The organism is Nocardia sp. NPDC049190 (assembly GCF_040648115.1).
GTDB lineage: Bacteria > Actinomycetota > Actinomycetes > Mycobacteriales > Mycobacteriaceae > Nocardia.
Genome location: NZ_JBEZDE010000001.1, coordinates 183,856 through 199,728 on the forward strand (window position 1 = coordinate 183,856; position 15,873 = coordinate 199,728).

At 67.3% G+C, this 15,873-nt stretch carries 2 protein-coding genes (1 of these 2 only partly in view); both read right to left on the minus strand.

Going from position 1 to position 15,873, the window contains the following annotated elements:
- Complete coding sequence (locus AB0B25_RS00790) at window positions 1-10,830, minus strand: SDR family NAD(P)-dependent oxidoreductase (RefSeq protein ID WP_357172664.1); 10,830 nt, start codon at window positions 10,828-10,830, stop codon at window positions 1-3.
- Window positions 10,827-15,873 carry the 3' portion of an SDR family NAD(P)-dependent oxidoreductase gene (locus AB0B25_RS00795; protein ID WP_357172667.1) on the minus strand. It continues 11,498 nt past the right edge of the window, so the window shows 5,047 of its 16,545 coding nt (coding positions 11,499-16,545); its start codon lies beyond the right edge, outside the window; the stop codon is at window positions 10,827-10,829. Before AB0B25_RS00795 ends, AB0B25_RS00790 begins: the two co-directional genes overlap by 4 nt.

The window sequence follows — 15,873 nt, forward strand, 5'->3', positions numbered from 1 at the left end:
TCACTTCGTTGTTATCTGCTGGTCGATGAGGGCAAATAATTCGTCGGCGCTCGACGCCGCCTCGACAGCGACGCGGTCGTCGCGAGTCGCAGATTCCGGCGGCGTCAGCGCGTCGGCCAGAGCCGCGCGAATCCGTTCCGCCAGACGCGTCTTGTCCTCGACCGATGACATGGTCGCCAACAGCGAGCGCAACGAGGCAACCTGGTCGTCCACGGCCGAGCCGGCCGTGGCGACATCCAACCGGGAACGTAGTAGTTTCGCCACGGCGGTGGCGGTCGGGTAGTCGAACACCAACGTCGATGGCAGATTTATGCCGGCCGCCTCGGCGAGCCGATTGCGCAACTCGACGCCGCCGAGTGAGTCGAATCCCAACTCGTTGAACGGGGTATCGGGCTCGATCGCTGCGGGCGACGGATGGCCGAGCACCGCCGCGGCGTGTTCGCGAACGAACCCCGATATCAGCGCATCTCGTTCCTCCTCCGGTGTCGCGGCGAGCCGATGCGCCAACCCGCCGGCACTCCCGGCGCCGGTGCTCACCCGTCGTGCTCGTGTGGGCACTAGGCCGCTGAGCACGTCCGACAGCCGTCCGGCCCGAACCTGAGCCGCCAGCGTCGGCTTGTCGAACTCGACACAGGCGACCACCGGGTCATCGCCGACCATCGCCGCGTCCAGCAATGCGATCCCCTCGGCTTCGCCGAGCACTTTGATGCCCAGTCTTTCCAACCGCGCTATCGCGGTCCGGTCCATGTGGCCGGTCATGCCGATGTCCTGACTCCACGGTCCCCAAGCCACCGAGACCGCCGGCAGGCCGGCCGCCTTACGAGTGCTGGCCAGCCCGTCGAGGAACGAGTTGGCCGCCGCGTAGTTGCCCTGGCCCGGCGCGCCGAGAATCGCGGCCACCGAGGAGAACATGACGAAGGCCGCAAGGTTGTGTTCCCTGGTGAGCTCGTCCAGGTTCAGCGCACCGTCCACCTTGGGTACGAGCACCCGGTCGACCTGTTCCGGGGTGAGCTTTTCGATCGTGGCGTCGTCGACCACACCTGCGGAGTGGATCACCGCTGTCAAGGGATGCTCGGACCCGATCGAGTCGAGCACGGCGGCCAGACTTGCTCGATCACCGACATCACAGGCGGCGACGCGGGTTTCGGCACCCATACCGGTCAGTTCCGCGACCAGTTCGGCGACCCCCGCCGCCGCTTCGCCGCGACGGGACACCAGCAGCAGATGTTCGACGCCGTGCGCGGCCACCAGATACCGGGCCATCACCGCGCCCAGTCCGGTGGTACCGCCGGTGATCAGCACCGTGCCGGCACCGAATACCCGCTGGGCGGGTTCGGCCGCGGCGACAGTGCCGCTCTCGACCAGACGCGGCACGAGCATCCGCGAATCACGGACCGCGACCTGGTTCTGCCCCGACTCGAGCACCCTGCGTACGATATCGGCACGCAGGTCGCCGTCGTGATCGAGCAGCACGATCCGGCCAGGGTTTTCCGATTGGGCGGTGCGAGCCAAGCCTGCCACCGCCGCGGCGGCCGGGTCCACGGACTCACCCGGTAGCCCCGCAGCTCGACGGGTCATCACCACCAGTCGGGTGTTCATCAGACGTTCGGCCGACAGCCACGATCGCAGCACCGCCAAGGCGATGTGGACCGACCGCCGGACTGTGGCGGCGCGGTCAGTAGCCGACACCGCGCTGTCGTCGATGAAGTCGGCGAGCGAGCAGATGATCACCTCCGGAACCTGCTCGGCCACAACGATATCGGCTATATCGGTGTAGTGCCGGTCGATTCCGGCCACCCGCGCCGAACCCAGCGTCGCCAGCACTTCGGTGGACGCGGTGACCGGCAGTGCCGAGTCGATCCACCGCAGGCCGAGCGGCGACGGGCCGCGCGACCCGGCGGCCGCTCTCAGCACTTCGGCGTCGACCGGTCGTGCGACGACCGCGTCGACGGTGAGCACGACCGAGCCAGCGTCGTCGACGCAGACGATGCCGACATCCCCGCTCTCGGTGCGGACCAGCCGCACGCGCACCGCCCCCACCCCGGAACGCCACAATCGCATCCCGGTGAACGAGAAGGGCAGCGGCAATTGCCCAGGCGGCAGATCACGGGTCAGCTCATCGATTGCCACATGTAGACAGGCGTCGAACAGAGCGGGATGCATACCGAACGCGGAAGCCGAACCATTCACGGATCCGTCGAGGGAGACTTCGGCGAACATCTGCTCGCCACGCCGCCACACCGCGGAGACGCCCTGGAACGCCGGCCCGTACTCGAAACCCAATTGTGTCAGCCGCTCATAGAGTGCGGTATCGCCCGACTCGGCCCCGATAGGCGGCCATGCCCTGTCGTCCCAGGTGGGCGCGTTGCCGTCGGCGGTGCCGAGCACACCGCCCGCGTGCAACACCCACGGCTGCGTGTCCGCGGCGCCGCTGTCGGTAGCGGCACGCGAATGGATCGCGAACGTGCGCCGCCCCGCGCCGTCGGCCGCTCCGACGCTGAGCTGCAGGTCCACCTCGGCGTTGCCAGCGAATACGAGCGGAGCTTCCAGAAGCAGTTCCTCGACGAACTCGACATCGAGTCGCATGCCCGCGGCCAGTGCCAATTCCGCGAAAGCGGTCCCAGGCAACAGAACCGCACCGGACACGACGTGATCGGAGATCCACGGCTGCGTCCGTACCGAGAGCCGTCCGGTGAACAACCACTCGTCCTTACCCGCCAGCGGCACGACGTTCGTCAGCAGCGGATGCCCGAAACTGCCCGTGACAACCTCGAATGCCGGCTGCAGCCAGTAGCGCCGATGCTGGAAGGCATAGGTGGGCAACGGCGCCTGCTGCGCACCGCGTCCGGCGAACAAGCGCCGCAGGTTCGCCGACATGCCCACAGCGTGCGCCTGCGCGAGGAACGTCACGAAGCCGGCCGCTTCGTCGATCGACCGCCTCGACGATGCCATCACCGCCACCGACTTCGTTTCCTGCTGCGGACGCTCCGCCAAGCACTCGACGGTCGTCGCGGCCAGCACGGCATCCGGACCGACCTCCACGAACCTGCGCACACCGGAGTCGATCAGCGTGTCGATGCCGGGAGCGAACCGCACGCAGCCGCGCACCTGCGCCACCCAGTACTCCGGATCCCGGACGGTGTCGCCGGCCTGCGCACCGGTGACGTTCGACACGATCGGCACCAATGGCTCGCGATAGGTCAATCCAGCGGCCACCGCGCGGAACTCGTCCAGCATGGGCTCCATCAACGCCGAATGGAACGCGTGTGAGACTCGCAACCAGGTGTTCTTGCGGCCCGCATCGGAAAGCCGTCGCTGGATCTGTCGTACGGCATCCTCGTTCCCCGACAGCACCACCGACTCCGGCCCGTTCAGCGCTGCGAGCGACACCTGATCGCCGTACCCGACGATCAGCTCCGTGGCCTCGGCCTCCGAGACGGCGACCGCGAGCATCGCACCGCCGTCCGGCAGTGCCCCCATGAGCCGGCCCCGCGCCGCAACCAACGTGCAAGCGTCCGCGAGTGACCACACCCCGGCTGCGAACGCGGCCGCCAATTCTCCGATCGAGTGGCCCGCCACCACATCCGGTGCCAGCCCGAACGACTCCATCAGCCGGAACATCGCCACCTCGAACGCGAACAAAGCTGGCTGCGTCCACTCCGTCCGGTCGAGCACCTCCCCGGGATCGGCGAACATCACTGCCTTCACCGACCCACCGAGATGATTGTCGAATTCCGCACACACCTCGTCCAATGCCGCCGCGAACACCGGGAAGGCGCGGTACAACCCTGCACCCATCCCGGCTCGTTGGGCACCTTGGCCGGTGAACAGAAAGACCGTCTGACCCGAACTCGTCATGCCCTCGACCACACCGGGCAGTGCCGAATCCGACGCCAATGCGGCCAGGCCGGCAAGCAACTCCTCCCGATCACGCCCGAGAACGACGCCTCGCCGATCCAGCGATGCCCGCGAGTCCAGCAACGACCGCGCCACCGCCCAGGCATCGAGCTCCGGACGGTCGGCCAGCCAATTCCGCAGGCGGGCCGCCTGTCCGCGCAGCCCTTCCTCCGATTTCGCCGACACCACCAGGGGCACCACGGAGACGTCGATGTCGGACCTGGCCGACGTATCGTCGCCGGCCAGTGCTGATTCGGCAGAGGGAGTCGGTGCCGACGGTGCTTCCTCGAGGATCACATGCGCGTTCGTACCGCTGATCCCGAACGACGACACGCCCGCACGTCGCACCCGGTTACCCGCCGGCCACGGTTCGGCCTCGGTGAGCACCTGCACCGCCCCCGCCGACCAGTCCACGTGCGGTGACAGCGCGTCCACGTGCAACGTCTTCGGCAATGTCTCGTGCTGCAGCGCCTGCACCATCTTGATCACGCCGCCCACGCCCGCGGCCGCCTGCGTGTGGCCAATGTTCGATTTGAGCGCACTCACCTTCAGCGGCCGCTGGGCACGATTCTGCCCATAGGTGGCCAGCAGAGCCTGCGCCTCAATCGGGTCGCCCAAAGTCGTCCCAGTTCCGTGCGCCTCCACCGCATCGACATCCCCCGGCTCGAGTCCGGCATTCGCCAGAGCTGCCGTGATCACCCGTTCCTGGGAGGGACCGTTCGGTGCGGTCAGGCCATTGCTCGCGCCGTCCTGATTGATCGCGCTGCCGCGCACCACCGCGAGGATGTTGTGGCCCAGCCGTCGCGCATCCGACAGCCGTTCCACCACCAGCACGCCCGCGCCCTCGGACCAGGCAACGCCGTCGGCGGCGGCAGAGAACGGCTTGCATCTGCCGTCCGGGGCCAGGCCGCGCTGCCGGGAGAACTCGACAAAGGTCAGCGGCGTCGCCATCACCGTCGCGCCACCCACCAGAGCCAGCGAACTCTCGCCCTGACGCAGGGCCTGGCAGGCCAGGTGCAACGCCACCAATGACGACGAGCACGCCGTGTCCACGGTCACCGCGGGCCCCTCCAGTCCGAGCGCGTAGGCGACGCGGCCGGATACCACGCTGCCCGCCGAACCGGTAGCGACATACCCTTCGACGTCGGACCCGGCTTGTCGCGCCGTCACTTCGTAGTCCCGATACATCAGGCCGGTGTAGACGCCGGTGTCGCTGCTGCGCAACGAGGTCGGATCGATTCCCGCGTGCTCGAGCGCCTCCCACGACACCTCCAACAGCAACCGCTGCTGCGGGTCCATCGCGATGGCCTCTCGCGGGCCGATTCCGAAGAAGCCAGCGTCGAACTCGGCCGCGTCCAGCAGGAATCCGCCCTCCCGGGCATAGGACGTACCCGGATGGTCGGGATCGGGATCGATCAGGTGGTCCAGATCCCACCCGCGATCGGAGGGGAACTCGCTGATCGCATCGGTTCCGGACCGTACCAGTTCCCACAGCGCGTCCGCGGAATCCACCCCGCCGGGATACCGGCAGGCCATTCCGACGATCGCGATCGGCTCGTCGGTCCGAGTCCGACGGCGCGTACGGACCGTGCCTGCCTTCTCCCCCTCGATCCGCGAGCGCACGTACCGCGCCATCGCGGACGCTGTGGGGTAGTCGAAGGCCAGTGTCGACGGCAGCCGCAGACCGGTGATCTTGGCAAGTCGGTTGCGGAACTCCACCGCACCCAGGGAATCGAAACCCATTTCCGTGAACGGCTTCTCGACGTCGATCTGCTCGCCCGAGGCGTGACCGAGCACCGCGGCGACCTGAGCGCGGACGAAACCCAGGACGATCGCATCATGTCTGTCCGGCGGCGCCGTTGCCAGCTGCCGCGCCAGATCGCCGCCTCCGGTGTCTGCGCGGCGTGCGGACGGTGCCAGCGACCGCAACAGTCCAGGCAGCACGCCGACGCGCGCGGCGGCGGCGGACAAGGCCGACCTGTCGAGATCGACCGCGGCGACGAACGGTGTGCCGGCACCACCGGCGAGGTCGAGCAACGTTAGCCCGTCGGCCTCGGCCAGGGGGCGCAAGCCCATGCGCGAAAGCCGCTCCACCGCGGCCGCGTCCAATTCGCCCGTCATTCCGCTGTCTTGGCTCCACGGACCCCAGGCCACCGAGATCGCGGGCAGACCCGCGGTCGCACGTCGCCGTGCCAGCGCGTCGAGTACCGAGTTCGCCGCCGCATAGTTGGCTTGCCCCGCCGACCCGAGAATCCCCGCGACCGAGGAGAACAGGATGAACGCGGACAGTTCGCACTCCGCGGTGAGTTCGTGCAGGTTCAGCACGGCGTCGACCTTCGGCGCGAGCACCCGGTCCACCTGGTCGGGTGTGAGCGAATCGAAGGTGCCGTCGGCCAACACCCCCGCCGCGTGCACCACGCCGGTCAGTGCGGGCCCGTCGGAAAGAGCGTCGAGCATCGTCCGCACGGCGGTACGGTCGCTCACATCGCATGCCAGCACCCGCGGGCGGGCGCCGAGTACGACCAGTTCGGTGACGAGATCGTCGACACCGGCAGCGTGTTCGCCGCGCCGCGACACCAGTACCAGATCGCGAACACCGTGGGCCGCGGCCAGATGCCGCGCTACCAGGGCGCCCAATCCACTCGTCCCTCCCGTGATCAGCACCGAACCCGAGCCGAACGTGAGTTTCGACGCATTCGCGGACTCGTCGCGACGGATCAGCCGCGGCGCCAGCAACACCCCGTCCCGCACCGCCAACTGTGACTCGTCTACCTCGATGGCCGCCGCGACCAGGTCCGGGCCCACCTCGCCGTCGACGTCCAGCAGGACGATCCGACCGGGACTCTCCGATTGCGCGCTCCGCAGCAGACCCCAGGTGGCCGCGGCAGCCAGGTCGGGATTCTCACCCGGTAAACCCACGCCGTTGCGGGTCACCACGACCAGTCGCGCATCCGTCGCCGCGGGAAGCCGCAGCCAGGAGCGCACCTCGGCGAGTACCTGGTGTATCCGACGACGCACAGCATGCGCCGACTGCGTCTCGTCAGACGTTCCGTCGGCGAACCACACCACCGCGTCGGGACGGTCCTCCCGAGCGACATCGCCCAGCGCGGCCATTCCCGGGTAGCCGACGTCGAAGCCGCGCGCCGTGCCGACGACAGCGATTCGCAGGCTTTCGGCATCAGCTCGTGGACTGTATTCGAGCGCGCTCCATTGGATGTCGTAGAGCGCGTGCCGACCAGTCGATCGCCTCTCGGTCAAGACGGCGCTGCTCACCGGTCGCGCCCGCAGCGCCTCGACGGTCATCACGACCGAACCGCCCTCGTCACCGAGTTCGAGCACTACGGCGTCTGCTCCACTGCGTCGCAGGCGCACCCGCACGGCCATCGCACCGCGGCGGTACAAACGAACGCCGCTGAACGAGAACGGCAACGGAACCTGCCCGGTTGGCAGATCGACTGCCAGTTCCTCGACGACGGCGTGCAGCGCGGCGTCCAGCAACGCCGGATGGATGCCGAATTCGGCGGCGTCGATCTCCGCGGGCAACCGGACGTCGGCGAACACGTCATCGCCGTCCCGCCACACACTCCTCACGCCCTGGAAAGCAGGCCCGTAATCGAGGCCACGCGCCGCCAATCGGTCGTACAGTGTGGTGCCGGAACTCGCGTCCGCTATCGCCAGGTCGTTGTCGAACGCGGGCACATCGACTGTCACTCCGGGGCCGAGGATGCCGCGTGCATGGGTGGTTCCGATGGCGCCGGCGTCGTCTACCGGACGGGACGCGACGACGAACCGCCGCCGCCCGTCTTCCTCGGGCGCTTCGACGCTGATCTGAATGTCGATCTGGGTTCGGTCGTCCAGCGACAACGGCGCTTCCAAGACCAATTCGTCGAGGTTGTCGAGACCCACGCGGGCACCGACTGCCAATGCCAGTTCCACGAAACCCGTTCCCGGCAGCAAGATCGTGCCGAAGACGGTGTGATCGGCGATCCAGGTCTGCGACGCGGTCGACAGCCTCCCCGTGAACAGCCACTCGTCTTTGCTCGCCATCGCGATCGCGGCCCCGAGCATCGGGTGCTCGATCGACATCAAACCGGCCCGGCCGACATCACCGACGCTCTCGAGCGGCGACAACCAGTAACGCTCTCGTTGAAACGCGTAGGTCGGCAACGCGACTCGACGCGTCGACCGGCCCGCGAACCACTTCGCCCACCGCACCTCGAGCCCCGCGACGTCGGCCGCGGCCAGGAACTCGGTGAATCGCACCGTCTCGTCCGCGTCGCGCCGACCAACGGCGGCCACCACCGACCGGGTCTCGAGATCTGGTTCGTCGGCCAAGCATTGACGTGTCATGGCAGCAAGCACGGCGTCCGGGCCCACTTCCAAGAACCTGCGGACGCCGGACGCGGTCAGCGTCCGAACTCCTGGCGCGAATCGCACAGCCTGCCGAACCTGACGTACCCAGTACGACGGATCGGTCAACTCACGCTCGACCAGTTCGCCGGTCACATTGGACACGATCGGGACATTCGGCGGCCGGTAGTTCAAACCTGCCGCCACCATGCGGAATTCGGCCAAAATCGGATCCATCCGTGCCGAATGGAAGGCATGGCTGACCCGCAACCGGCTCGTCTTGCGACCCCGACCGGCGAGCACCTGTTCGATCTCCTCGACGGCGTCGACGTCGCCGGCAAGCACCACCGACGAGGGTCCGTTCACCGCGGCCACCGAAAGCCGATCTCCGTATCCGGTGACCAACTCGGCTGCCTCGTCCTCGGCGACGGCAGCCGCCAGCATCGCACCGCCATCCGGTAGCGCGCCCATCAATCGCCCGCGCGCGGCCACCAGCGCGCACGCGTCCGGTAGCGACCAGACCCCGGCGACGTAAGCAGCCACCAGTTCGCCGATGGAGTGCCCCAGCAGCACGTCCGGTGACGGGCCCAGGGAAACCACGAGCCGGTATGCCGCCACCTCATATGCGAACAGCGCGGGCTGGGTGAACTCCGTGCGTGCTAGCAGCGATGCCGCGTCGGGGGTGTCGTCAGCGAACATCAGATCTTTCAGCGACCGCCCGAGCAGCGGGTCGAACACGGCGCACACCTCGTCCAGTGCCGCCGCGAACACCGGGAACACCGCGTACAACTGCTTGCCCATACCGGGCCGCTGTGCGCCCTGACCAGTGAACAGGAACGCTGTGCGCCCCGGCCGCACCGAACCACGAAGGATGCCCGGCGCCGACTCGTCCGCGGCGAGGGCCGTCAATCCGGCCAGCAGTTCCGCTCGATCGCGTCCCACGACCGCTCCGCGCCAGTCCATCCGCGCCCGCGACGTCGTCAGCGCGGCGGCAACATCCCATACCTGCGGATCCGGATCGCCGACCAACCAGTGCCGCAGTCGATCCGCCTGCGCCCGTAACGCACTCTCCGATTTCCCCGACACGATCCACGCGACGACATCCGACGCGATATCCGGCCGTGCCGCCATCGCCTCCTCGGCGTCGGGGCGCTCGGAGTCACCGTCGCCCGCCGCGGTGACCGGGTCGGCGGGCGCCTCCTCGACAATCACATGCGCATTGGTTCCACTCACCCCGAACGACGACACCCCCACCCGACGCACCCGGTCCACCGACACGGGCCACGGCTGCTCCTCGGTCAGCAACCGGACCGAACCCGCCGACCAATCCACATGCGGCGACGGCGCATCCACATGCAACGTCTTCGGCAACAGCCCATGCCGCAACGCCTGCACCATCTTGATCACACCACCCACACCCGCTGCGGCCGAAGTATGACCCACATTCGACTTCAACGAACCCAAATGCAACGGACCACGCTCGCCCCGTTGCCCGTACACACCGATCAACGCCCGCGCCTCGATCGGATCCCCGAGCATCGTGCCCGTACCGTGCGCCTCCACCGCGTCCACATCCGACGGCTTCAATCCCGCCGCCGCCAACGCCGCGGTGATCACCCGCTCCTGCGACGGACCATTCGGCGCCGTCAAACCATTCGACGCGCCATCCTGATTCACCGCACTACCGCGAACCACCGCCAACACGTTGTGACCCAAACGGCGCGCATCCGACAACCGCTCCAATACCAACACACCGAGACCCTCGGAGAAGCCGGTCCCATCGGCGGCCGCCGCGAACGCCTTACACCGACCATCGGGCGACAACGCGCGCTGGCGCGCGAACGCAATCAACAACGACGGATCCGACATCACCGTCACCCCGCCGGCCAACACCAACGACGCATCACCCTGCCGCAACGCTTGACACGCCAAATGCAACGCCACCAATGACGACGAACACGCCGTATCGACCGACATCGTCGGGCCTTTGAAGCCGAAACTGTAGGCCACCCGGCCGGACAGCACAGCGTTCGAAACACCGAGGTAGGCGTGACCTTCGGTTTCGGCGGTGATGGCCGGTGAGCCGACCTTGGGCCCGTAGTGCTGGTGCACGACACCGGTGAAAACCCCGGTATCACTGCCACGCAGCGATACCGGATCGATCCCGGCGTCCTCCAACGCCTCCCACGACGCCTCCAACATCAACCGCTGCTGCGGATCCATCGCCGCCGCTTCACGCGGCCCGATCCCGAAAAACGCGGCATCGAACTCGCCGATCGAATCCAGAAAACCACCCTCTCGGGTGTAGATCGTGCCCGCCACATCCGGATCCGGATCGAACAACCGCTCCAGATCCCATCCCCGATCCGACGGATACGCACCCACGGCATCCACACCATTGGCGACCAACTGCCATAAATCCTCTGGCGACCGCACACCACCCGGATACCGACACGCCATACCCACAATCGCGATCGGCTCCCGGGCACGCTCTTCCAATTCCTGGATGTGCCTGTTGGCAGTGCGCAGGTCTCCGGTGAGTTTGCGGAGATACTGGGTCAGCCGTTCCTCGTTGTTGCTCATGGTCGACCAAACTCCTCATCGATCAGATCGAAAAGCTCACTGGTGGAATGCGCGGCCAAATCGTCGTATTCGTCGATCCGCCATCGGTCGCCGAGGTGGGATCGAAGTCGGTCACCGATGCCGAGGAGCGCGGTGACCGTTGCGTCATCGTCGCCGGCGGCGGCGAGAACACGTTCGACCATCGCCTCCAAATGGGTGAGGTCGTCGGCCGCTGAGGCACCGACGGGCAGCTCAGCGGGAGTTGTCAGACCCAATTGGTCATGCAGATGCCGAGCCAACTCGAGTGGTGTCGGGTAGTCGTACATCGCCGTCGCCGACACCTGCACTCCGACAGCCGACTTCAACCGGTTGCGGAACTCCATCACACCCAGCGAGTCGAACCCGATATCGCTGAACGGCTTGTCCGGAGCGGTCACTTCCACATCGGACCCTAGAACGGCCGCTGCCTGGACACCGATCACGTCGAGGATCACGCGTTCCCGCTCGACTGCCGTGCGGCCGATCAGGCGCGCCGCCAGCGTCGAGGGCTCGTTCTTCGTTTCGGTCACGCGGCGGCGCGCCGGCCGGACCAGGCCGCGCATGATCGCGCGCAGCTCATCGGGACCGGTCTCGGCGAGGACGGTCCGGTCGATCCGGGCAGCCACGAACGTCGACCTGCCACCCGCCACGGCCGCGTCGAATAGTGCCATGCCTTCGTCGTCGCTCAGCGCGGGGAAACCTTCCCGTCGCAAGCGGGCGAGGTCGGCGGCACCGAGAGCGCTCGTCATGCCGCTGCTCGCACGCCACGGTGCCCACGCCAGTGAGGTCGCGGGCAAACCAGCCACCTTCCGGTCGTGTGCCAACGCATCGAGGAAAGCATTGGCCGCCGCGTAATTCGCCTGTCCCGCGCTACCGATCACACCCGCGATCGACGAATACAACACGAACATCGATAGATCGAGATTCTTCGTCGCCTCGTGCAGATTCCACGCCGCATCGACCTTCGGCCGCACTACGGTCGCGATCTGCTCCGGCGTCAACGTGTCGAACACACCGTCGGCCACAACGCCCGCAGCATGCACAACACCGGTCAACGGATGCTGTGGCGGTATCGCCGCCAATATCCCATCCAATGACGTCCGATCAGCCGCATCACAGGCGACCACGTCCACGTGCGCACCCAATGCGGTCAACTCGTCGACGAGTTCGGCGGCGCCAGGCGCCCGCGAACCGCGCCGACTCGCCAACACCAACCGGCGGGCGCCATGCACGGTCACCAGATGCCGCGCCAGCACCGCACCCAAGCCGCCGGTGCCGCCGGTGATCAGGACCGTACCGTCGCGACCCAATGGGGTCGGTACGGTGAGCACGTTCTTACCGATATGCCGAGCCTGGCTCAGATACCGGAAGGCCTCCGGCGCGTGCCGCAGATCCCACGCGGTGACCGGAGACGCGGTCACCGCGCCGGCGTCGAACAACCCGACCAGCGCCGCCAAAATCTCCTGCAACCGATCCGGATTCACATCCAGCAACATGAAACTGTGGTAGTCCACTCCAGGATGCGCCGCGGCCACCTCGGCCGGATCACGCCGATCGATCATCCCCATCTCGACGAACCGACCGCCTCGGGGCAACAGCCGCAACGAGGCATCCACGAATTCACCGGCCAACGAATCCAACACGATATCCACACCGCGCCCGCCGGTGATCGCACCGAACTTCCGCTCGAAATCCAGACTGCGCGAATCGGCGATATCGGCATCGTCGAAACCCAGATCACGCAGCACATCCCACTTCGGCTCGCTCGCGGTCACCAACAGTCGCAAACCCAGATGCCGAGCAAGCGCAACAGCCGCCATACCGACACCACCGGTGGCCGCATGCAGCAACAACGTCTCACCAGGCTGAGCCGCAGCCAGATCCACGAGGCTGTAGTAAGCCGTCGCGTACACCACCGGCACGGCAGCTGCCTGAGCGAACGACCATCCCCGCGGGATCGGTGCGAGTAGTCGGCGATCGACCACCGCGATCGAACCGATACCCGACATGAAGCCGAAAACTCGATCACCAGGCGCGAACTCGGTCACGTCAGGCGCGACCTCGAGCACAACCCCGGAACCCTCGCCGCCGATTCGAGCATTCGGAACAGGGTAGGTACCGAGCGTGACGAGCACGTCTCGGAAGTTGAGGCCGACCGCCCGCATACTCACCCGAACCTGCCCGGACGACAACGGCTTCAATCCGCCCGGATCTCCGCTCAGGCCGAAGTTGTCGCCGGTCAGCGTGCCCTTACCGTGCAACGTCAAAGTCCACGGCGCCATATCGGAGCCCGTGAATCCGAGCGGGCCCGCATCATGGCGGGTCAGCCGCGGCGCATGTGCCGCGCCGCGCCGTAGCGCCAACTGCGGTTCGCCCTCGAAAACCGACGCCGACGCGACACCACGCCGGTAGTCGGCCCAGTCGTCGATATCGACCAGGAGAATCCGATCCGGATGCTCACTCTGCGCCGTCCGCAGCAAGCCCCACGCCGCCGCAGTGGACGGGTCGATCGACTCACCAGGATGCACTGCCACCGCCTGCCGGGTCACCACGACGACCAGCCCGGTCTCCAGCAACAGCCGCTGCACCCGCGCCGTCAACGCGGACAGCGAATCCCGCACCACCACAGGGATATCGCGGTCAGCCACCCCATCGGCGGCAGGGGCGAACGTCGCCACGTCGAGCCGCAATACGGTCGCGGTCGCACCTGCGATCGTGACGGTCTCCATGTCCTCGACCACGCGCCAGGAGTCGACCGCGGTCGGCTCTCCAGTAGGCGTGGGCAACGCCACCCAGTCGACGTGATAACCGACGTCGTCGAGCCGGGAATGCGCCGAACCGAGCCCATCGGCGGACAGCGGGCGCAGGGTCAGCGCGCCCACCTCGGCTACTGCGGCACCTGAGGTGTCGGCGAGGGTGACCGTGATCCGTTCCCCACCTGGTACGGAGCCGGTCACCGTCGCGCGAACCCGCAAGGCGGTCGCGCCCGTCGCGTACAACGTCACGTTCTCCCATGAGTACGGGACCGCTATCGCGCCGGCCTGGGCATCCGCAAGCAGCCCACCGAGCAGGACCGCGTGCAGCGCGGCGTCCAGCAAGGCCGGGTGCACACCGCATTGCGTGGCTTCCGATCGAAGGGACTCCGGCAACGCGAGCTCCGCGAACACCTCACCATCGGCCTGCCACAATGCGGTCAACCCCTGAAACGCCGGTCCGTACTCGTAACCCTGCACAGCCAGATCCGGGTAGGCGTCGTCGATGGCGATCGCCGTGGCACCATTCGGCGGCCAGCTCGTCAGATCGGCCTCCGCGGACGCTTCCGATCCAGCGGTGACCGTCGCGACGGCGTGTCGGACCCACTGCTCGGAATCGTCACCAGGGGCATGCGAGTACATCGACACCGTCCGGGCGTTGGTGTCGTCGGGTCCGCTCGCCACCACACGCAACTCGACCGCTCCGGTGGACGGCACCGGCAACGGCGCCTCGATCACCAATTCCGCCAGTTGTGGGCACTGCACCATCGTTCCCACATGCAACGCCAACTCCACGAAGGCGGCGCCGGGCAGCAAGGTCACACCGGCGACGGTGTGATCGGCCAGCCAGGGATGGCTGGACAGCGACAATCTGCCGGTGAACACCACCTCCGCGGAATCCGGCAGTCGCACCATCGCCGCGAGGAGCGGATGTTCCGCGTCGTCCAGACCCCACTGCCACAAATCCGGCGAGCCGGCCGACGGCAGCCAATACCATTGGCGCCGGAAAGCATACGTGGGTAGCGATACCCGCTGCACCGAGCGACCCGCGAACAACGGCGTCCAGTCCATGGACACTCCACCCACGTGGACTCGCGCGAGCGCGGACATGAACTGAGTCACCTCGTCCGTCGCACGGCGGGCGGTCGCGACCACCATCGAGCGGGCCTCGATGTCCGGATTCTCGGCGAGGCACTGCCGCGTCATCGCCGCCAGCACGGCATCCGGCCCGATCTCCACGAACCGGCGGACACCCGCGCTGACCAGGGTGTCGATTCCCGGGGCGAACCGCACACAACCACGCACCTGCGCAACCCAATACTCCGGATCGGTCATCTCGGCACCGACCACGACACCCGAGACGTTCGACACGATCGGAACGGTTGGCTGGTGATAGGTCAGCCCTTGTGCCACGCCGCGGAACTCATCGAGCATCGGCTCCATCAATTCCGAATGGAATGCATGACTCACTCGCAACCGGGAGGTTTTCACTCCCGTCGCGGCGAACCTGCCCTCGATCGCGGCTATGGCCGACGCATCCCCGGACAACACCACCGACGACGGACCGTTCACCGCTGCCAACGACACCCGGCCGTCGAACTCGGCGAGCACTGTGACCGCGCGATCCGCGGAAACCCCCGCCGCCAGCATCGCTCCACCGGCGGGCAGCGCCCCCATCAACCGTCCGCGCGCGACCACCAAAGCGCACGCGTCCGGCAACGACCACACGCCCGCCAGGTACGCGGCGGCCAGTTCGCCGATCGAATGTCCGATCAGCATGTCCGCCACCACACCGAACGACTCGATCAGCCGGAACAACGCCACCTCGAACGCGAACAACGCGGGCTGCGCGAACTCGGTGCGGTTGACGAGTTCCGCATCGCTCGGATCGAATACCAAATCCTTCAGCGACCTTTCCAGCAACGGATCGACCTGGGCGCACACCTCGTCGTACGCCTCCGCGAACACGCTGAAGGCCGCATACAACCCCGCGCCCATCCCAGCCTGTTGCGCACCTTGACCGGTGAACAGAAACGCCGCCTTGCCCGAACCCACGGTCGCCTCGATGGCGTTGGGCGAGCCCGCGGCCAGCTCGGCCAGGCCGGCCAGCAGCTCGTCTCGGTCGTGTCCGACGACCGCGCCACGCCGATCCAATTGGGCCCGGGAGCTCACCAGGGAATGCGCGATATCCCACACATCCGCGTCGGGTTCGTCGATCACCCACTGCCGCAATCGACTTGCTTGTGCCCGCAGACCGGCCTCGGAACTCGCC